Below are 18,861 nucleotides of genomic sequence, written 5' to 3'. Positions count from 1 at the left end.
CCGCAGTCGCGTGAAGGGACCCTGATGACCATGCCGCGCACACGTTCGTTCGTGCAGGTCGACGTGTTTTCCACGATCCCCTACTCCGGCAACCCGGTCGCGGTCGTCCTGGACGGTACGGGCCTGACCGACGAGGAGATGCAGCGGCTGGCTCGTTGGACGAATCTGTCCGAGACCACGTTCGTGCTGCCCCCCACCGTCCCGGGGGCGGACTACCGCCTGCGCATCTTCACGCCCCAGGGCGAGCTGCCGTTCGCCGGGCACCCCACCCTCGGCTCCGCGCGCGGCTGGCTGGACGACGGCGGCGTACCGCAGCACGGCGACCGCATCGTGCAGGAGTGCGCGGCGGGCCTGGTCATCGTGCGCCAGGGCCAGGACACGCTGTCCTTCGCCGCCCCGCCGCGGGTGCGTGAGGGCGCGCTCGACGACGAGCATCTGCACCGCTTCGTGTCCGCCCTCGGCATCACACCTGACCGGGTCGTGGCCCATCAGTGGGTCGACAACGGTCCCGGCTGGGCTGTGCTCCTCCTGCCCACGGCCGAAGAGGTCCTCGCCCTCGAACCCGACCTCTCCCTCATCCCGACCGCGATGGTCGGCGCGATCGGCGCCCACCCCGACGGGCACCGGCACCACTTCGAGTTGCGTACCTTCGCCCCTGGCGCCGGCGTCCCCGAGGACCCCGCGTGCGGCAGCATGAACGCCGCCGTCGGTCAGTGGCTCACCTCCACCGGCGCCGCACCCTCCGCCTACCGGGTGTCCCAGGGCACGAGGCTGGGCCGGGCCGCGAGCATCGAGATCACCGCCGATCCGGACGGCACCGTCTGGGTCAGCGGCGCTGCCACCGTGTGCGTTCGCGGCAGCATCACGCTCTGACTCCTCCACCCACGCCGCGCCCCCGGAGCAGTCATGCGGTGTCGGGGGTGAGCGTCTTCATGCTGACGTAGCTGGTCACGGTGGCCACGCCGGGCAGGGTGGCCAACTGGTTGGCGTGGAAGTCCTCATAGGCGGGCAGGTCGGCGACCTCGACCTGGAGCAGATAGTCGAAGTTGCCGGTGATGTGGTGGCAGGCGACCACCTCGCGCAGATGGATGACCCCACGCTCGAACGCGACCACGTCGGCGTGGCTGTGCCGGATCAGCCGGACACCCGCGAAGACCCGCAGACCGCGGCCGACCGCGGCGGGATCGATCAATGCCCGGTAGCCGCGGATGACCCCGGCCTCCTCCAGCTGACGCACCCGCCGCAGGCAGGGCGACGGCGACAGCCCGACCCGGGCGGCGAGCTCACTGTTGCTGATACGACCGTGCTGTTCGAGCACGGCCAGAATCGACCTGTCCACCTCATCCATGGCGGCAGAATATTGCGCACAGAGCTCACCTAGCACAATCGTGCGCCCGTTCATGGCGCAATTTGCTGCCAAAATTGCTCGGATCCGGTCACATCGGCGCGCCCGTCGGCAACGCTTCTTGGAGTCACAGCAAAGGTCACCGAGGTCCAGGAAGGGCAGCCATGCCGGGCAAGAGCACCGTCACCGTTCACGCCGATCGCGAAGTCCAGCCCAGCCGTGCCGTGGCACCGCCCATCTACCAGACCGCGGCGTTCTCGGCCGAGGACACGGCGACGTTCGCACAGGTCGCCGTCGACCCGAGGGGCAAGGACTTCTACACCCGCTTCGGCAACCCGAACCACGCCCAGGTCGCCGCCGTCGTAGCCGAACTGGAGAACACCGAGGCGGCCCTGGTCACCGCGTCCGGGATGGCTGCGCTCACCACGGCCGTGCTGGCACTGGTGTCCGCCGGTGACCACGTCATCGGGCAGAGGTCCACCTACGGGGGCACGGCGTCGGTGCTGCTGAACCTGCTGCCGCGCCTCGGCGTGTCGACCACCCTGGTGGACCAGACCGACCCGGAGGAGTTCGCGAAGGCACTGACTCCGCGGACCCGGCTGATCCTGGTGGAGTCCCCGAGCAACCCGCTGCTGCGGATCACCGATCTGCGCGCCGTAGCGGACCTGGCCCGCGCGCACGACGTGCTGACCATGGCGGACAACACCTTCGCCACCCCCCTGAACCAGCGGCCGTCGGACTTCGGCATCGATCTGGTCTGGCACAGCGCGACCAAGTACCTCAACGGCCATGCGGACGTCTCCGCCGGAGTGCTGGCCGGGCCGGCGGAGATTTTGGACCGGGTCTGGGACGTCTCCCTGCTCACCGGTGCCACTCTCGGACCGATCGACGCGTGGCTGCTGCTGCGCGGCATACGCACCCTGCCGCTGCGAGTACCGAGGCACAACGCCAACGGCATGGCACTGGCCGAAGCGCTGAACGAGCACCCGGCAGTGGCGCGGGTGCACTATCCCGGTCTGGGGACGCACCCTCAGCACAAGTTGGCCGCCGACCAGATGAGCGGCTTCGGTGGGGTGCTCGGCATCGAGTTCACCGGTGGTTTCGAGATGGCCGATGCCTTCCTGGGCCGGCTGCGCTACCCCCGCAGGTCGGCCAGCCTCGGCGGCGTGGAATCGCTGGCCGTGCACCCGGCGTCCATGTGGCGCGGAATGCTCAGCGAGGAGCAACTCGCGGACTCGGTGCCGCCGGGCCTGATCCGGCTGGCCGCCGGCACGGAGGACACGGCCGACCTGGTCGCCGACGCGCTCGCCGCGGCCGACGCGGTGCTCGCCGGAGCAGGAGCAGGAGCCGGAGCCTGAGCCAAGGCCGAAGCCAAGGCCGGAGCCGGGGCCGCAGCCGCAGCCAAGACCGAAGCCGGGGCCCCCTGAGCGTCGTTCGCGCTGCTGCGGCCGCGCCGAGGCGCACCCGCCCCGAGAACCTGCGGCCGCCGCAACACGATCTTGAACAACCCGAAGCCTCTGTGAAGGAGTTCATCCGATGAAGACCCTGCTCACCGGCGGCACCGTGGTCAGCATGGACCCGGTCGTCGGCGATCTCGACCGCGGTGACGTACTGATCGAGGACGGCGTGATCGTCGAGGTGGCCGAGCGCGTCCACGCGCCGGACGCCGAGGTGATCGACGCGACCGACCGGATCGTCATGCCCGGCTTCGTCGACAACCACCGCCACACCTGGCAGACCGCGTTCCGAGGCGTCGGCGCGGACTGGACGTTCCCCGAGTGGGCGGTGGCCATGCACGGCACCGTCAAACCCCACTACCAGCCCGAGGACGTCTATGTCGGCACCCTGCTCGGCCGCCTGGAGGCCCTGCACTCCGGTGTGACGACGATGCTGGACTGGTACCACGTCGCACAGAGCCACGCCCACGAGGACGCCGCCGTCGCCGCGCTGCGGGACGCGCCGGGGCGGTCGATCTACTGCCTCGGCGCCGGATGGGGCACCCCCGGCCCTGTCGACGCCGACATCCGCCGCGTCCGCGCCGACCTGACCGGGGACGGCCTGGTCACCATGGCGCTGGGACTGCGCGGACCCGAGGCCACCGGCATGGACACCGTCGCCCGGGAGCTGAAGCTGGCGGACGAACTCGGCCTGCGCAGCAGCCTGCACATCGAAGCCGGCGGGACCATCACCGATCTGCGCGAGCACGGCCTGCTGCGGGACACCACCACCTTCGTGCACGCCAACGGGATCGCCGACGCGGAACTGCGGATGATCGCCGACGCGGGCGGTTCGCTGTCGATCAGCCCGGACGTCGAACTGAAGATGGGGTTCGGATCGCCGATGACCGGCCGGGCGCTGGCCGCCGGCCTGCGTCCGACACTGTCCATCGACGACGTCCCCTCGGTCGGCGGCGACATGTTCTCCACGATGCGCACCGCCTTCGCCGTGCAGCGCGGCCTGGACGGCGGACTGCGCTCCCGGGACCTGGTGGAGTTCGCCACCGTCGACGCCGCCCGCTCGTGCGGACTCGACGCCCGGACGGGCAGCATCACGCCCGGCAAGGACGCGGACCTCATCCTTCTGCGCGCCGACGACCTGACGGTGTTCCCGGTCACCGACCCGCTCGCCACCGTCGTCAGCGCCGGCCATCCCGGCCTGGTCGACACCGTCCTCGTGGCGGGCCGCGTGGTCAAGCGGGACGGCGTACTGGTGGGCGTGGACCTGGCGGCGCTGAGGACCCGGCTGGTGGAATCCCGCGACCGGATCGCGAACGCCGCCGGTGTCCCGGTCGACGGCACATGGCGCCCGCGGCCGGCGTAGGAGTACGGAACAGGTATGCGATATGCGTATGGTGCGTAGTGCCTGAGGGATAGGCTCTGCACCATGGGTATGAGCCTCGAAGAGCGGGTGCGCTCCGCGGTGGCGGCGCTCCTGTACGCGACCGGCGAGTCGCAGACCGAACTCGCCGGCGCCATGGGCGTGAGCCAGGCACAGGTGAGCCGCCGTCAGTCCGGCACCGCGGCCTGGAGCCTGGCCGACTGCGAGGCGGTCGCCGCGCACTACGGCATCGACGTCCTCGAACTCCTGGCTGGACCCACCCGGGCCACGGAGGCGCTGCCCGCCGCGCGACGCCGCGCCGTCGGCCGCCAGATCGGCACGCACCGTCCGGCGACGGTCGAGGGAGGCGTGTGATGACCGACTTCGGCGCGATCGACGCGCTTCTCGCCGGGGCCAGGAAGGAGGTGCCGCTGCCGGGCGTCGAGGAGCGGCGCACCCTGCGCGAGGAGCTGAACGTCTCGCGCGCCCAGCTGGCCCAGGCCCTCGGTGTCAGTCCCTCGACCGTCGGAGGCTGGGAGTCCGGGCGGGATCCGAGCGGCGAAGTGCGGGAGAAGTACGCCTACTTCCTCGAGGGAGCGAAGACCAAGCTGGCGGCCGACGCGGAAGCGGCGCAGGAAGCTCCAGCCGACGAGCCGGAGGACGAGTACGGCACGGACGCCGAGCAGGCGACCGACCCGGACCTCGACGTGGACGTGCTCGCCACGCCCCGACCGTGCGTCCTGTGCGGGCAGCCGGCCCGTCACCAGGTCGCGGGATTCCCCCAGCATCTCGACTCCGCCGAGTGCGGCACCGCCGAGGTCGCGCGGACACACCCGCCCGCGACACCGGAGCAGCCCCCCGCGGACGCGCAGGCCCGCCGTGCGCAACCGTCCGCGACACCGGAGCAGCCCCCCGCGGACCCGCGGGCCGGCCGTTCGCGACCCTCCGGACGGCCCGCGCAAGGGGGACGCGGGGTCAAGGTCGTGCCCGTCGGCCGGCGTCTCAAGACCGGTGACGATCCCGACCTGATCGGTTCCGCTGTCGCCGCCGCGCTCGCCGAGCACGCCGGTGACGTGGAGGCGGCGACCCAGGCGCTGGTGAAGCGGGCGATCCCCGATGCGATGGCCCTGCTGGACCACAGCCGCAAGGGTGGCCGCTACGACGTGGTCGCCCACCCGTGGCTGCCCGATGTCCTGCGCAAGCAGTCCGCCCGCGGAGCCGACCAGATCTGGGAGGCGCGCCCGAAGTGGACGCGGCCCGAACTGCCCGTGGGGGAGCACGAGGTCACGGCCCTCGACGTCAACGGCGCCTACCTCAGCGCGCTGAAGACCCATCTGCCGCTCGGCCAATTGGAGCACTCGACCGGCGATCACCACGACCGGCGCCGGGCCGGCGTGCACCTGATCACCCCGCCCGACTGGGAGCACGAGGCCTACCTTCCCAATCCGATCGGCAGCCGCGACGAGCCGGGCCCGCTGTGGGTGACCGAGTCGACGCTGCGTCTGCTGCTGCGGATCTCGGGACCCAAGTACGGCCTGTGTGAGCCGCCGGAGATCCTTGAGTCGTGGACCTCCGGGGCCACGGAGGGGCTGCTGGAGAAGTTCCGCATCGCCCTCAGGGAAGCGCGGGACCGGGCGATCGCGGAAGCCGATGAGGTGACACTGGAGTACGTCAAGGCGATGTACTCGAAGTTCGTCTCCACGCTGGGGGAGTCGAACTACAACCGGGAGCTGTACCGCACCGACTGGATGCACCTCATCCGGTCGCAGGCCTTCGCGAACCTGTGGTGGAAGGCGCACCGGGCCTACGACGAGGGACTGATGGTCGTGCGCGCGATGGGCACCGACGAACTGCACGTCATCGGCGACTGGCGTGCCGTCTTCGACGAGGGCCGCGGCGTCACCGAGGTGAAGCTCAAGGACGTCTACACCGTGGGCACACCCCACACGCCGACGGCACCGGAAGACTGAACCGATGAGTCGCGTTCGCAGCTCGGCACTTGAATTCCTGTATGATTTGGCCGTGTTGGAATTGCCACAATGATGAGCGTCCAGCACTTTTCCGGAGGCAAGGAGTAGAGGGTGCCGGAGAGGAATATCGAGTTCGGCAAATTCGGGGCAAGCGGCATCAAGGGACATGAAGCCGTAGCCCGTCAGCTGGACCGACTCGCCGGGTTCATCGCCACGCCGATCACGCAGCGCCGAGGTCTCCTCGCCCGGCTGAACTACCTCACCCGAACCGACCATTCCCGAGCGGCGGCCCGCGAGGCCGGTCTCACCGTCACCGACCGGACGCTGAGGGCATGGCTGGAGGGCAGGCGGAACCCGTCGCACAAGAACCTCGCGAGGATCGAGTCCGCGTACCTCGTGGTGCGCCGTCACAATGTCGCCCGGTACCTGCTCGCCCGCCTGAACCGCGAAGGGCGCGGTACCCGGGTCGAGTTCCATCCGCTGAACCAGTCCCAGGTGCCTCGCCCGCAGCAGCGCGCTCTGTCCTTCCGCACGCTCAACGTGCGCCACTGGGACCGGATCGTCGAGGCATGGGCCGACGATGACGACGAGGCCCTGGACGACGCCTGGGTCAGCGACGCGACGGTGGACCTCGGCTCCGAGTGGGGCCAGTACGAGTACGTCACGAACATCGGGTTCGCGGCCTGACAGGGCTGCCAGCCGTCTGCCATCCGCCTCGGTGGCGGCGGAGGGGGCGGCCGTCCGGCGGGCCGGTCGTCATCACCGCGCGACGAGTGTCCGCAACATGCCGGCTCCGGCCACCACGGCGGCCAGGTGCAGGGGGATCGCGAGTGCCGGGTTCTCGGGTGGGATGACGTCGGCCGGGTGGGTCAGCGTGATGAACAGGGTGGCCGGCAGCTTCCAGCCGCTCCATGCGACGAGCGAACCTGAGCCCAGCCAGCCGAGCGCGAGGGGAAGCCACCGGGGCCACCGGGCCGGGCGCGAGCGGCAGATCATCCAGACCGCGGTGGCGCCGATCAGTGCCCAGATGGCGCCCAGTCCGGTCAACAGGTGTCCGTCGGTGCTTCGTTCGGCGGGGTGGGCCATCCCCAGGGTGCCGCCGACCGCCCAGTACAGCCAGACCACCCCGACCACGGCCGCGGTCACCGCCGCCCAGGGCAGACCGGCCCGAGGGCCTTCCCCCACTCGCCCGGCGAAGGCGTCCGGCCAGCGCCGCCGTAAGTAGCAGGGCAGCGCCACGGCGAGGCCCAGACCCATCCCCACGAAGCCGAACTGGATGAGCGCGGCCTCCCAGCCCGGTGCGGCGGCGTCGTCAGCCGGTCCGGTCTCCGAGTCGCCGTGACTGGCGCCCAGCAGGGTGCTGAGTACGGCGTACGGCAGGATCGACACGAGGAATCCTGCGCCCGCCCACGCACCGAGCGCCACGAGCCGTCCCGGCAGCCGCATCCCCCACGGCCGTACGAGGGCGAGCGCCAGCGCGATGCCGGTCCCTGCCATGGCGATGGTCACCGTGTTGAGAAGCACCCAGGAGCCGAGGCTGAAGCCCTTCCCGATCGGTGCCACGCCCAGGAGGGAACCGATGACCCACGACACCTTGATCAACAGATACGGCGTCAGAGCCAGTGCGGCGGCGTACGCGGCGCATCGTCCGATCCGGTCCCAGCGGTCCACCTGAATTCCCCCTCGTTCGGCGGAACTCCAGCTTCGGACGCCCATCGGCCGGCCACATCCACCCGTGGGAGCACCCCTCTCCGCCGACCGGACACTCAACGGGCCGGACAGATCCGCCGTACGTCGTACAGGGCCGGCGGCCGACGCGGTCGCGGAACCGCCCCGAAGGCCGTCACCGCGCTGCTGACACCGGCGACGGATATCGGGATAGTGATCCCTGTCTTCTGTTCACCGTCTTCCGTTCACATCGATACGACACCAACCATTCGACCGGCTCGTTCGGTGAATGCGCCGGTCGGGGTCGCCGATGCCAGGGCCCGCTCCCCGGGCTGCGGTGATCTTCCTTCCCAGGAGGACCCCCCGCATGTTCCGACGTATTGGCAGTGCTGTCGTCCGACATCCCGTCTGGACGATCGTGGCATGGCTGATCGCGGCGGTGGCCATCGTGGCCACCGCCCCGAGCCTGCCGTCCACCAGCGACGAGAGCAGTTTCCTCCCCAAGAGCTACGAGTCCATCAAGGCGGCCGCCATCCAGGAGAAGGCGTTCCCCGCCGCCTTCACCCCGTCCGCGATCGCGCTCTACCAGCGCACCGACGGCGGCAAGTTGACCGCCGCCGACAAGCAGGACATCGCCCGGATCACCACCGAACTGGGCGAGAAGAAGATCGACCAGGTGCAGAAGGTCGTCCCCGGCCGGCCGTCCGACGACGGCAGGTACGCCATGACCCTGGTCCAGATGGACAGCAAGAACGCCGGCACACCCAAACAGGCCGACGCCGCCGAGGTGTTGCGCGCGGACGTCAAGGAACTCGCCCGGGGCACCGACCTCGACGTCAAACTCGGCGGTTCCGCCGCACAGGCCCTCGACCAGCAGGACTCGTCCAAGCGCGGCGAGGCGCTGATCGGCATCGGCACGTTCGTGATCATCCTGGTCACGTTGCTGATCATCTTCCGGGCGCCGATCCTCGCCTTCCTGCCCCTGATCCTGATCGGCGTGGTCTCCGTGATCGCCAACGGACTCATCGCGTACGCCACCAAGCTGTTCGACCTCCAGGCCAACAGCTCGATCTCGTCGATCCTGATCGTCGTGCTGTTCGGCGTCGGCACCGACTACTTCCTGTTCCTGATGTTCCGTTACCGCGAACGGCTGCGCGCCGGCGACGAATCCAAGCACGCCATGGTCAACGCGGTCGACCGGGTCGGCGAGGCCATCGCCTCGGCCGCCGGGGCGGTCATCATCGCCTTCCTCGCGCTGGCGCTGTCGACGCTGGGCTTCCTCAAGCAGATGGGCCCGGCGCTCGCGATCGCGGTCACCGTCACCCTGATCGCGGGCCTGACCCTGATCCCGGCGGTGGTCTCCCTCATCGGCCCGAAGGTGTTCTGGCCCTCCAAGTCCTGGCAACGGGAGCCGGAGAACGCCCGGTTCGCCGCCCTGGGACGCGGGGTGCAGCGCCGGCCGGCGCTCACCGCCGTGGCGTCGGGCCTCGTACTGGTCGCGCTGTCGCTGGGCACGCTCGGCTACAAGGCCACCTTCGACCTGGCGTCCGGCTCCATGCCCGACACCAAGGAGTCCATGGTCGTCCAGGACGAGATGGAGACGGCGTACTCGGCGGGCGCCGCCGCCCCCACCGACGTCTACCTCTCCAGCACGGACGGCCGGCCCCTCGACACGAGCACCTTCGCGTCGTACGCCGCCGAACTCGGCGCCGTGGACGGTGTCGCCGGCGCCCGCATGAGTCAGGTGAACAAGGAGGGCACGACCGCGGACTTCACGGTCACGCTCAAGTACGAGGCGTCCACCGACAAGGCCATCGAGGCCGTCGGCGAGGTGCGCGAGGTGGCTCGCTCCGAGGCCCCGGACGGCACCGAGGCCCTGGTGGGCGGGATGTCCTCGATCTTCAAGGACATCGACACGGCGGTCAACCACGACTACAGGACGGTCTTCCCGGTCGCCGCTGTACTGATCATGCTGATCCTCGGGCTGCTGCTGCGCAGCGTGGTCGCCCCCTGGTATCTGATCGCCTCCGTGGGCCTCGGATTCGGTGCCACCCTCGGCGCAACGGTGTGGATCTTCCAGGAGGGGGCCGGCCACTCGGGCCTGATGTTCATGCTGCCGGTGATCATGTATCTCTTCGTGGTCGCCATCGGCACCGACTACAACATCCTGATGATCGCCCGGCTCCGCGAGGAGGCCCGCGAGGGCCGTGAACCGCGGGAGGCGGCCGGCATGGCGCTGCGGCACGCCGGGCCCACCGTGGCCGCCGCGGGCTTCATCCTCGCGGCGACCTTCGCCACGATGATGCTGGCCGGCAACGCGCTGCTCACGGAGATGGGTTTCGCGGTCTCCTTCGGCATCGCGATCGCCGCGTTCGTGATGGCGATGTTCTTCACGCCCAGCCTCACCGCGTTGATCGGCCATGCGGCGTGGTGGCCGGGACACGGGGACCGGGCGGCGCAACCGGCGGCGGCCGATGGCGGCGGGCCCGGTCACGCGACGGCCGTCGGTGAGGGACACGACAGCGCCGTACCCGATCCGTCGGGGCGGCGTGGGTGACCGTGAGGACGGTTGTCACCAGGGGGCGGTGCTCCGCGCGGCCCCCTGGGGATCGTGTCGCGATACAGCGTTAGTCTTCTTCGCGCGCCGCTGCCCTGCGTCGCCCAACGTTCGACAGGACCGGGACGGAAGCATGTCGGGAGAGATTTCGCCCAGCGGGAAGGGCCCCGGCCCTGGTTCGTCGCCGGAGCTCCGGGCCTCTCATGCGGACCGGGACCGGGTGGTGGACGTGCTGCGGATCGCGGCGGGCGACGGCCTGCTGACCGCGGACGAGCTGGACGAGCGGGTGGAAGCCGCCCTGTCGGCGCGCACCCTGAGCGAACTGGCCCCGCTCACCGCCGACCTGCCGCCCGTATCGGCCACGGGTGCCGTGACCGGCGTGGAGGTCAAGGACGTGGTCCGGATCGAACAGGCCCACAGCAGCGCGGTCGAACGCGTGGGGCGCTGGGTGGTGCCGCGGAGGATGGAACTCGCCGTCGCCTGGTGCGCGGTCACGCTCGACTTCACTGATGCCGTGATCACACAGGACACCCTGCGGATCGACGTCGCCATGGCGGGCAAGACCCTGACGCTGGTCACCAGGCCGGGCATCGTGGTCGATACCGATGGACTGCAACTGCTGCACAGCCGGGTGAAACACCGTCAGGCTCAGCCGGACCCGGCCACGCCGGTCACTCTGCGCGTGGAGCTCGTCGGTCACAAGGCCCATGGACGTGTGGTGGTACGGCCCCCACGCCGGACCCTCGGACAGTGGCTGCTGCGCAGGCACAGATCCCGGTCCGCAGGGGACTGAGGCCGACGTCGGATCAGGACAGGGCGGCCTTCGCCGAGTTCCAGAGCACACCGCGGTTCACGCGGTCGGGGTACCGGCGGAGCATGGTCTCGTAGAGGTCGGTGTGATCCTGGGCCGTCTCCGCCGCCGCCGTGAAGTCCTCGATGTAGCGGCGGGTCCGGTCGATGTCGTCGGGGCTGTCCGGGTCGCCGTCGCGCTTGTGGCCGGACACCACGGCGGTGGGCCGGGTCTCGGCGACCACGTCCAGGGCGTCCAGCCAGTCCCGGGTGCCGTTGCCCTTCGCCTCGCCCAGGTACAGGTGGACGTCGCCGTAGACACAGTCGCCCGCGACCACGAGTCCGATGGAGGGTGCGTGCAGGGCGCTCGTGCCGTCGGTGTCGGTGTGGCCCAGCTCGATCGTGCGCAGTTCCTCGCCCTCCAGTTCGATCCGGCCCTCGGGCAGCGGTTCGGGTACCAGGTGCTGCTCGGAGATCTGGTCCGGGAAGCGGGGCTGCCAGAACCCGTCGAACCAGGCGGACTCCCACTGCGCGCCGGCGTGCGCCGCCACATCCGGCGCGGCGACCAGCCGGGCGTCGGGGAAACGGTCGAGCACCGCCGGCGCTCCGAAGAAGTGGTCGCCGTGCGCGTGGGTGACGAAGATCGTGGTCACGTTCTTGCCCTGCGCGAGCACCCAGTCGGCCAGGCGGTGCGACTCGTCCACGGTCAGCAGCGGATCCACCAGGACCGCGTCGCGTTCGCCGTGGATGAGCGTCGACGACGTCGGGGACCACATCCGACGGTCCTCGCCCGGCGGGAGATCATCGGACACCGCCGGTTTGGACGGGGCCACGTGCACGGAGTAGGCGAGTCCGGTCATGGCGACTCCTGCATCCTCGGGGCCGGGCCCGTAGGACCCGGACGGTCTTCTCGGCTTCGCGGCGGAACGCTCCTGAGGAGCGCCGGTTCTCAGGGCCCGGTGCCCGCACGCTCGATGGTGCGTTCCAGACGGACCACGATCCCCTTCGACGTCGGCTGGTTGCTCAGGTCGGCCACGCTGTCCAGCGGGACCAGGACGTTGGTCTCCGGGTAGTACGCGACGGCGGAGCCCTGGGTGGTCGGGTACGGGACCACCACGAAGTCCTCCGCGCGGCGCGCGGCGCTGTCCGTCCACACCCCGACGAGGTCGACGTGCTCCCCTTCGGCCAGGCCGAGCGCGGTCAGGTCCCCGGGGTTGACGAGGACCACGCGGCGGCTGCCGTGGATACCGCGATAGCGGTCGTTGAGCGTGTAGGGGACGGTGTTCCACTGATCGTGCGAGCGAAGGGTCTGGAGCAGCAGGTGGCCCTCCGGCACCCGGGGCATCTCCCAGTCGTTGCGGGTGAACAGCGCCTTGCCGAGCGGCGTGCCGTACACGCCCTCGTTGACCGGGTTGGGCAGCTGGATGCCGCCGGGGCGTGCGACGCGCCGGTTGAAGTCGTGCAGCCCCGGCACGATCCGCGAGATACGGTCCCGGATCGTGCCGTAGTCGGCCTCGAAGGCGTCCCACGGCACGTTCACCTTGCCGTCCAGGGTGCGGGCGGCGAGCCGGCACAGGATCGCGACCTCGCTGAGCAACAGCTTGGAGGCGGGCCTGAGTCGGCCGCGGGAGGTGTGCACCTCGCTCATGGAGTTCTCCACCGTGACGATCTGCTCCCCGCCCGCCTGGAAGTCGCGCTCCGTGCGGCCGAGCGTCGGCAGGATCAGCGCGGTCCGGCCGCAGACCGTGTGCGATCTGTTCAGCTTGGTGGAGATGTGGGCGGTCAGGCGGCAGGACCGCATGGCCTCTTCGGTGACCGCGCTGTCCGGAGCCGCCCGCACGAAATTGCCGGCCAGCGCGAGGAACACCTTGACGCGCCCTTCCCGCATCGCCCTGATCGCGTTCACCGAGTCCAGTCCGTGGGCGCGCGGCGGATCGAAGCCGAACTCCCGCTGAATCAGGTCGAGGAACGAGTCCGGCATCTGCTCCCAGACGCCCATCGTGCGGTCGCCCTGCACATTGCTGTGCCCACGGACGGGGCACGCGCCGCTGCCGGCCCTGCCGAGATTTCCGCGCAGCATCAGGAAGTTGACGATCTCCCGGACCGTGGGCACTCCGTGCTTGTGCTGGGTCACGCCCATGGCCCAGCAGACGATGACGCGTCGGCTGCGCAGGACATCGTCGCGGACCTCCTCGATCTCCGCGCGGGTCAGTCCGGTCGCGGCGAGGACGTCCCGCCACTCGACGGCCCGGACGTGCTCGGCGAACTCCGCCAGGCCGCTGGTGTGGGCGCGGATGAAGTCATGGTCGAGGACTTCGCCGGGCCGGGCGTCCTCGGCCTCCAGCAGCAGCCGGTTGAGGGCCTGGAACAGCGCCAGGTCGCCGCCGGGCCGGATGTGCAGGAAACGGTCGGCGATCCGGATGCCCCGCCCGATGACACCGCGTGCCTTCTGCGGGTTCTTGAACCTCATCAGTCCCGCCTCCGGAAGCGGGTTCACCGCGACGATGCGGGCGCCGTTCAGCTTGGCCTGCTCCAGCGCGGAGAGCTGGCGCGGATGGTTCGTCGCGGGGTTCTGCCCGACCAGGAAGATCAGGTCGGCGTGGTGGAGGTCGTGCAGGGAGACCGTGCCCTTGCCGGTGCCCAGGGTCTCGTGCAGGGCGAACCCGCTGGACTCGTGGCACATGTTGCTGCAATCGGGCAGATTGTTCGTGCCGTAGGCCCTGGCGAAGAGCTGGAGGACGAACGCGGCCTCGTTACTGGCCCGGCCCGAGGTGTAGAAGACCGCCTCGTCGGGCGAGTCCAGCGTCCGCAGTTCCTCGGCCAGCAGTCCCAGTGCGTCGTGCCAGCTGATCGGCTCGTAATGGTCCGCATCGGGCCGCTTGACCATCGGCTCGGTCAGCCGCCCCTGCTGGTTGAGCCACATGTCGGACCGTCGGCCCAGCTCGGAGACCGTGTGCTCACGGAAGAAGCCGGCCGTGACGCGGCGTGTCGTCGCCTCGTCGTTGATGTGCTTGGCGCCGTTCTCGCAGTACTCGTTGCGATGCCGGTGCCCGGCGGCGGGGTCCGCCCACGCGCAGCCGGGGCAGTCGATGCCGCCCACCTGGTTGATCGTCAGCAGGTCCACGCCGGCCGTCTTCGGCGAGGTTTGCTCCAGCGAGTACTCCAGCGCGTGCACGACCGCCGGGACTCCCGCCGCCCATGTTTTCGGCGGCGTCACGGAGAGGTCTTCCTGCGGCTCTTCGCCGGGCGGCTTCTGCATGGGCATGGCGTTGCCTCTCGTCTGCCCGGTCCGCCACGAGGTCAGCCGACGGGCCAGCGGGCCACACGACTCCTGGGCGGTTCCGGTTCGACCGGCCGTACGTGACCGTTGCGGATGGCTCCCCGCCAGGCCCCGCCCGCCTGTCCCAGCCCTTCGATGAATTCCTTGAAGTGACCGAGTTCGGAACGCAGGACGCGGACGGGCAGATTCGTGGCTTCGGCGACCGCCGCGAGGGGCCCGCGCGGCTCGAATCGCAGGCGTACGGTCACCGCAGTGCCGCCTGCCGCGGTCGGCCGGAATCCCACTTCACCCTGATGGGAGGGACGTCGTTCCAGGCTGCGCCAGACCACGTGCGAGTCGGGTTCCTGCTCCAGGATCTCGGCCTGGAATTCCCGGCGCAGCGGTCCGTAACCGATGGTCCAGACGGTCACCGTGGGTTTGACCTGATCGACCTTCTTCACCACGCCCATGAACCTGGGAAAGCTCTTGAACTGGGTCCATTGGTTGTACGCGGTTTCCACCGGAACCGCGACGTCGATCGTCTCCTCAATGGTCATGACCCACCTGCCCTCGAGGTGTCACTGACTCAGTCTCCATCGCTCGGCCCGGACGTCGCAACAGCACCGTCCGCCCCGCGGGCACGGACCCGGGCCCGCTGGACCGAATGGCTCGCCCGGCGCGCGCCCCCCACCGCCGGGCAGCAAGGTGGATGCGCGGTGTCGTAGCGCGCCGGTCAAGGAGGATTCGATGCGGGAGAAGCCGTTCAGCAAGGTCGAGAACCGCCTGTTGCACCTGCGTCACCATGGGTCGCACGCGTCCGAGGGCAGATCGACACCTGAAGGATTCGGCCTCGACGGTGCGCTGATCGCGGGCTTCGACGCGGGAACCCTTTCTTCCGAGCAGGAGAAGGAGCTCGCGGGGCAAGTGGCGCGACTGCTGCCTTTCCACTGGGTGCAGACGAATACCTACGCCTCCGAAATGTCGCAGATGATCGATCACCTGGGTGGGCACTCGGCCTTGGTGAAGTGGCTGGACGGATTTCCCGGACTTCCGCGACTGGCGGCTCGGCTGTATGTGTTCATGGGAATCCTGGACCAGTTCAGTGACAACCAAGCGGTGGTCACGGCATTGCGTGAATTTCGTGAGCGCACTCCGTACCCGGCGGGCCTCAGGGGCTACCTCGTACCGGAGACCGACGACGAGACGCTCGCCGGGATCGCCTTCCGGATCGAGAAACTCCTCGGTGAGGGCGAGACGGACGAGGCATCCGGTCTGGCGCTCTCCATGGCGGACTGTCTGCAACAGGTCGCGCCCCGCGCCGAGGAGCTCGATCCCGACGTGAACGACCTGGGCGAACTGATGGACCACAGCCGCGGGGATCTGCGAGAGGCTGCCGCCCAGATGTCGTAGCCCGAGGTCGGTCCCCTGTGATGAGCCGCCCCCCGACTCGCCCTTGCGCACGATGCGGTGAAGGGAGCCGTCCCGTACGTCGGCGCCGGTGTCCGTCAGCCGCTGAGAACGCCGACGAACACGTTGATGGCGGTGGCGAGGATCCCGGTACCGAAGACGTAGGACAGCAGCGAGTGCCTCAGCACGATTGCGCGGATCCTCGGGCTGGAGACGTCGGTGTCGGAGACCTGGTAGGTCATGCCCAGGTTGTAGCTGAAGTAGAAGAAGTCCCGGTACGTGGGCGGCTGGTCGCCGTTGAAGTCGATGCCCCCGTCGTGCCTGTAGTACTCGTAGGCGTAGCGGGTGGCGTACATCAGGTGCAGGGCGGCCCAGGCCGTGACGACTCCGCACAGCCCCGCCGAGGCGTGCAGGCTGTCCGACTCGCTGCGCACCAGTACCAGCACGATGGTGACCAGACCGCACAGTGCCATCGCGACCAGCACGAGTTCCTCCATGACCGGCCGGAGGTCCTCACGGCGGGCGGTGTGATGGGTGCGGGCGGCATCCATCGGCCACAGCACCACCCAGCCCGCGACGACGAAGGCGAACCCGGTGGCGGCGATTCCGGCCAGCACGCCCAGTGCCGCGTCGGCCAGCAGTCCGACCGTCAGACCGGCAGCGAGGCCGAGTGCCAGCGCCCCGGTCAGGCGTGGCACTACGTCGAGCGGCAGTAGGTAAGGCATACATCATCAACGTAGCCCGGCCCTCGCCATCCGGCTCGGGCCACGATCGCGGCCTCGGACCCGGCCCCGGGCTCGCCGAGGGCCGGGGCGCCCCGAGCGGACTCGGGGCGCCCCGGCGTTCGTCCGCGGTGTCGGACGGGGACGTGGGCCGGGTCAGCCGCCGAAGCGGACGATCCGCGGCACCAGGTCGCCCTTGGTGGCGACGCCGACGGCCCACAGCGCGGAACTGCCGGGCACGGCACCGAGCCCGCGGACGCTGATGCCGGGTGCGGCGAGTTTCTCCCAGCGCTGCTCGGCCTGGTTCCAGCGCAGTCCGAGGGAGGCCGAGCCCTTGCCGCCGACGGCCCAGACGGAACCGTTCGCCGCCCGGCCGACCGCGCGCAGCCGGCCGTCGGGGGCCTCGGGTGTCGCCGTCTTCTTCCATGCCTTGCCGTCGTAGCGCAGGGCGTACGGCTGGTCGCCCTGGGCGGTGAAGCTGCCGCCGACCGCCCAGAGGTCCTTCGCGGACGGCGCGGCGACCGCGCTGAGCCAGGTCGCCCGGCTCGAGGTGCCGGGCAGCTCCGTCTCGGTCCACGTGTCGCCGTCGAAGTGCAGCGCCAGCGGCTCCTGGTCGGACGCGGCGTCGGCGGAGTAGCTCGTGCCGACGGCCCACACGTCGTCCTCGGCCAGGGCGACGATGCCGTTCAGCTCGCCGTTGCCGGTGTCCGGCAGTTCGTGGCGCACCCACCGCGTGCCGTCCCAGGACTGGACGGAGGGCACGCCGGTCTTCACGCCCATGCCCATGGCCCGGCCCGCGGACCAGACGCCGCCGTCCGGGCTCGCGGCCAGGGCTTCGGGCAGGACCCGGCCCGCCGGGTCCTGCGCGGCCCGGAACTCGGTCCAGGCCTTGCCGTCCCAGTGCACGAGCGTCGAGCCGCCGGCCCAGATGTCGTCCGCCGCCCGCACCGCGAGGGCCGTCGGGAAGACCCCGGCCGGCAGGGCGGACTCCCGCTTCCACGCGGTGCCGTCCCAGCGCAGCGCGACGTGCTCCACCTCGTCGTAGGACTTGAGGTGGTAGCCGACCGCCCACGCCCGCTCGTCGTCGAGCGCGGCTACGGCGGTGATGTCGCCCTTCTCGAACGGCACGGCGGTCTGCTGCCAGCCACCGGGTGTGCGCTCGCTGTCGGCGACGGGTGCCGAGCCCGTCGCCCGGCCCTCGGAGCCGTCGTACAGCTGCACCCCGGCGAGACCGGCGGCGAGCGTCAGGGCGGCGACGGCCGTCGGCAGCGCCGTCCGCCGCAGGCGCCGCGTCCGTGCGGCACCGGGAGTGGTGTTCTCGTTCATGGCGAAGCCCCTCGTGTTCCGTGTGTCCCTTGTGTCCACTGCCTCTTGGGCGGGCGACGGCATCAGACGGCGGTCTTGACGACGAAGTCGAAGGTGCCGTCGTAGCCGCCGTCGTCGCGGGCCTCCAGGGCGACCACACAGGCGCGGTTGAGGAGCTGGTCGCGGGCGTTCAGCAGCGCGAAGTCACGCCCGTACGCCCGGGTGTCGTCCGGGAAGTACAGCTGGGTGATGAACAGGGGACCGCCCGGGGCCTGCGCCCGGACGTGGATGTGCGGGGTGCGCCGGCCCCAACGGCCCCAGTAGTCACGGGGGATGATGGTGTCCAGCCGGTACTCGCCCCGGGCGTTGGTGTACTGGTGGCCGCGCAGCGAGAAGCCGGACGTGTCGTAGTCGCCGTTGTGGTCGGTCTGCCAGAACTCCAGCAGCGTGTCGGCGAGCGGGTCGCAGTCGGGGTCGTACACGACACCGCGCAGGGTCAGCGGCACGCCCGTGATGCCGGGCGTGATCACCTTGGTGCGCTGTGGGGACTCCGGTTTGAACAGTGGGCCCTCCATCTGCTCGGGGGTCTCACCGCCGTTGCAGGAGGGCGTCAGGGCGAGCGGGACACCGGCGGCCTTCGCGGCGAGGGGCCGGACGCGTGCCGAGGCGGAGGCGGTGGTCGAGCCCGAGATCCCCGCTGCGGCGACGGCCGCCGAGCCGACGCCGATCGAGGTGGTGCGGATGAAGGTGCGGCGGGACCGGGACCGTGGGGTGTCCTCGGGGTTGTCCTCGGCGGGGTCGAGGGCTGCCGCGTCGGGTGCGGGCGACTCGTCGGGCCGCCGGCCGGGCATGCTGCCGGCTCGCCGGTCGTGGCCGTGTTGGCGCATGGCACTCCTTGTGGGGGAGGCCCCGACGCGTCCTCATGGGGCGAACGACGCCGGGGGCAAGGGTGAAAGAGGTGCGACAGGGGAACCCTCCTGCCGATCACCGACCCTGCCGCAAGCGGACACGCGGCACATCCG

General features: G+C 70.4%; 17 protein-coding genes. 9 read left to right on the top strand and 8 right to left on the bottom strand.

What is annotated here, in order from left to right:
- Positions 1-30 precede the first annotated feature (30 nt).
- Positions 31-873, top strand: a complete 843-nt coding sequence (locus ACIQWG_RS13325) for a PhzF family phenazine biosynthesis protein (RefSeq protein ID WP_404094244.1) — start codon at positions 31-33, stop codon at positions 871-873.
- Between the two features lie 31 nt (positions 874-904).
- On the opposite strand, the gene ACIQWG_RS13320 is transcribed toward ACIQWG_RS13325, so the two are convergent.
- Entirely contained in the window at positions 905-1,348 is a 444-nt protein-coding gene (locus ACIQWG_RS13320; protein ID WP_404094241.1) for an Lrp/AsnC family transcriptional regulator, read from the bottom strand.
- A 161-nt stretch (positions 1,349-1,509) separates the two neighbouring features.
- On the opposite strand from ACIQWG_RS13320, the gene ACIQWG_RS13315 reads away from it, so the two are divergent.
- The 5 genes from ACIQWG_RS13315 to ACIQWG_RS13295 all read left to right on the top strand — a co-directional run bounded on the left by ACIQWG_RS13315 (position 1,510) and on the right by ACIQWG_RS13295 (position 6,819).
- Positions 1,510-2,703, top strand: a complete 1,194-nt coding sequence (locus ACIQWG_RS13315; RefSeq protein WP_404094239.1) for a trans-sulfuration enzyme family protein — start codon at positions 1,510-1,512, stop codon at positions 2,701-2,703.
- A gap of 178 nt (positions 2,704-2,881) precedes the next feature.
- On the top strand, positions 2,882-4,165 hold the full coding sequence (locus ACIQWG_RS13310; RefSeq protein WP_404094237.1) for an amidohydrolase family protein: 1,284 nt from the start codon (positions 2,882-2,884) through the stop codon (positions 4,163-4,165).
- A gap of 63 nt (positions 4,166-4,228) precedes the next feature.
- The gene (locus ACIQWG_RS13305; protein WP_404094234.1) at positions 4,229-4,537 is read left to right on the top strand and encodes a helix-turn-helix domain-containing protein; all 309 of its coding nucleotides are present in this window, start codon (positions 4,229-4,231) and stop codon (positions 4,535-4,537) included.
- The gene (locus tag ACIQWG_RS13300) at positions 4,537-6,132 is read left to right on the top strand and encodes a helix-turn-helix domain-containing protein (RefSeq protein ID WP_404094232.1); all 1,596 of its coding nucleotides are present in this window, start codon (positions 4,537-4,539) and stop codon (positions 6,130-6,132) included. Before ACIQWG_RS13305 ends, ACIQWG_RS13300 begins: the two co-directional genes overlap by 1 nt.
- A 111-nt stretch (positions 6,133-6,243) precedes the next feature.
- Positions 6,244-6,819, top strand: coding sequence for a transcriptional regulator (locus ACIQWG_RS13295; RefSeq protein ID WP_404094229.1), 576 nt, complete (start codon positions 6,244-6,246; stop codon positions 6,817-6,819).
- 72 nt (positions 6,820-6,891) lie between these two features.
- Here the strand turns inward: ACIQWG_RS13295 and ACIQWG_RS13290 are convergent, their stop codons facing one another.
- Positions 6,892-7,803, bottom strand: coding sequence for a hypothetical protein (locus ACIQWG_RS13290; protein ID WP_404094227.1), 912 nt, complete (start codon positions 7,801-7,803; stop codon positions 6,892-6,894).
- A gap of 364 nt (positions 7,804-8,167) precedes the next feature.
- Between ACIQWG_RS13290 and ACIQWG_RS13285 the strand changes: the two genes are divergently transcribed.
- Positions 8,168-10,357 (top strand): MMPL family transporter, encoded by a 2,190-nt coding sequence (locus ACIQWG_RS13285; protein WP_404094224.1) that lies wholly within the window; start codon positions 8,168-8,170, stop codon positions 10,355-10,357.
- Positions 10,358-10,490: 133 nt separating this feature from the next.
- Complete coding sequence (locus ACIQWG_RS13280; RefSeq protein WP_404094222.1) at positions 10,491-11,150, top strand: DUF1707 domain-containing protein; 660 nt, start codon at positions 10,491-10,493, stop codon at positions 11,148-11,150.
- A 13-nt stretch (positions 11,151-11,163) separates the two neighbouring features.
- On the opposite strand, the gene ACIQWG_RS13275 is transcribed toward ACIQWG_RS13280, so the two are convergent.
- The 3 genes from ACIQWG_RS13275 to ACIQWG_RS13265 form a co-directional block, all read right to left on the bottom strand.
- Entirely contained in the window at positions 11,164-12,006 is an 843-nt protein-coding gene (locus ACIQWG_RS13275; protein ID WP_404094219.1) for an MBL fold metallo-hydrolase, read from the bottom strand.
- Between the two features lie 89 nt (positions 12,007-12,095).
- On the bottom strand, positions 12,096-14,405 hold the full coding sequence (locus ACIQWG_RS13270) for an FdhF/YdeP family oxidoreductase (protein ID WP_404095821.1): 2,310 nt from the start codon (positions 14,403-14,405) through the stop codon (positions 12,096-12,098).
- Between the two features lie 41 nt (positions 14,406-14,446).
- On the bottom strand, positions 14,447-14,962 hold the full coding sequence (locus tag ACIQWG_RS13265) for an SRPBCC family protein (RefSeq protein WP_404094216.1): 516 nt from the start codon (positions 14,960-14,962) through the stop codon (positions 14,447-14,449).
- Positions 14,963-15,152: 190 nt separating this feature from the next.
- Between ACIQWG_RS13265 and ACIQWG_RS13260 the strand changes: the two genes are divergently transcribed.
- Positions 15,153-15,815: a hypothetical protein gene (locus ACIQWG_RS13260; RefSeq protein ID WP_404094213.1), complete on the top strand. Its 663-nt coding sequence runs from the start codon at positions 15,153-15,155 to the stop codon at positions 15,813-15,815.
- 95 nt (positions 15,816-15,910) lie between these two features.
- Here the strand turns inward: ACIQWG_RS13260 and ACIQWG_RS13255 are convergent, their stop codons facing one another.
- The 3 genes from ACIQWG_RS13255 to ACIQWG_RS13245 all read right to left on the bottom strand — a co-directional run bounded on the left by ACIQWG_RS13255 (position 15,911) and on the right by ACIQWG_RS13245 (position 18,726).
- A complete protein-coding gene (locus ACIQWG_RS13255; RefSeq protein WP_404094211.1) occupies positions 15,911-16,537 on the bottom strand; it encodes a DUF1345 domain-containing protein in 627 nt (208 codons plus the stop codon).
- A gap of 153 nt (positions 16,538-16,690) precedes the next feature.
- A complete protein-coding gene (locus ACIQWG_RS13250) occupies positions 16,691-17,860 on the bottom strand; it encodes a hypothetical protein (protein WP_404094208.1) in 1,170 nt (389 codons plus the stop codon).
- A gap of 62 nt (positions 17,861-17,922) precedes the next feature.
- Positions 17,923-18,726, bottom strand: coding sequence for a dioxygenase (locus ACIQWG_RS13245; protein ID WP_404094206.1), 804 nt, complete (start codon positions 18,724-18,726; stop codon positions 17,923-17,925).
- Positions 18,727-18,861 lie beyond the last annotated feature (135 nt).

It is taken from the genome of Streptomyces sp. NPDC098781 (assembly GCF_044759995.1).
Taxonomy (GTDB): domain Bacteria; phylum Actinomycetota; class Actinomycetes; order Streptomycetales; family Streptomycetaceae; genus Streptomyces.
Note: the sequence above shows the minus strand (reverse complement) of the source record. Positions and strands in the feature narration are given on the sequence as shown.

What these genes read in the sequence shown, in the direction of transcription:
- ACIQWG_RS13325 (WP_404094244.1), top strand. Translation starts at nt 31, where the DNA reads ATGCCGCGCACACGTTCGTTCGTGCAGGTCGACGTGTTTTCCACGATC.
- ACIQWG_RS13320 (WP_404094241.1), bottom strand. Translation starts at nt 1,348, where the DNA reads ATGGATGAGGTGGACAGGTCGATTCTGGCCGTGCTCGAACAGCACGGT.
- ACIQWG_RS13315 (WP_404094239.1), top strand. Translation starts at nt 1,510, where the DNA reads ATGCCGGGCAAGAGCACCGTCACCGTTCACGCCGATCGCGAAGTCCAG.
- ACIQWG_RS13310 (WP_404094237.1), top strand. Translation starts at nt 2,882, where the DNA reads ATGAAGACCCTGCTCACCGGCGGCACCGTGGTCAGCATGGACCCGGTC.
- ACIQWG_RS13305 (WP_404094234.1), top strand. Translation starts at nt 4,229, where the DNA reads ATGGGTATGAGCCTCGAAGAGCGGGTGCGCTCCGCGGTGGCGGCGCTC.
- ACIQWG_RS13300 (WP_404094232.1), top strand. Translation starts at nt 4,537, where the DNA reads ATGACCGACTTCGGCGCGATCGACGCGCTTCTCGCCGGGGCCAGGAAG.
- ACIQWG_RS13285 (WP_404094224.1), top strand. Translation starts at nt 8,168, where the DNA reads ATGTTCCGACGTATTGGCAGTGCTGTCGTCCGACATCCCGTCTGGACG.
- ACIQWG_RS13280 (WP_404094222.1), top strand. Translation starts at nt 10,491, where the DNA reads ATGTCGGGAGAGATTTCGCCCAGCGGGAAGGGCCCCGGCCCTGGTTCG.
- ACIQWG_RS13275 (WP_404094219.1), bottom strand. Translation starts at nt 12,006, where the DNA reads ATGACCGGACTCGCCTACTCCGTGCACGTGGCCCCGTCCAAACCGGCG.
- ACIQWG_RS13270 (WP_404095821.1), bottom strand. Translation starts at nt 14,405, where the DNA reads ATGCAGAAGCCGCCCGGCGAAGAGCCGCAGGAAGACCTCTCCGTGACG.
- ACIQWG_RS13265 (WP_404094216.1), bottom strand. Translation starts at nt 14,962, where the DNA reads ATGACCATTGAGGAGACGATCGACGTCGCGGTTCCGGTGGAAACCGCG.
- ACIQWG_RS13260 (WP_404094213.1), top strand. Translation starts at nt 15,153, where the DNA reads ATGCGGGAGAAGCCGTTCAGCAAGGTCGAGAACCGCCTGTTGCACCTG.
- ACIQWG_RS13255 (WP_404094211.1), bottom strand. Translation starts at nt 16,537, where the DNA reads ATGCCTTACCTACTGCCGCTCGACGTAGTGCCACGCCTGACCGGGGCG.
- ACIQWG_RS13250 (WP_404094208.1), bottom strand. Translation starts at nt 17,860, where the DNA reads ATGAACGAGAACACCACTCCCGGTGCCGCACGGACGCGGCGCCTGCGG.
- ACIQWG_RS13245 (WP_404094206.1), bottom strand. Translation starts at nt 18,726, where the DNA reads ATGCGCCAACACGGCCACGACCGGCGAGCCGGCAGCATGCCCGGCCGG.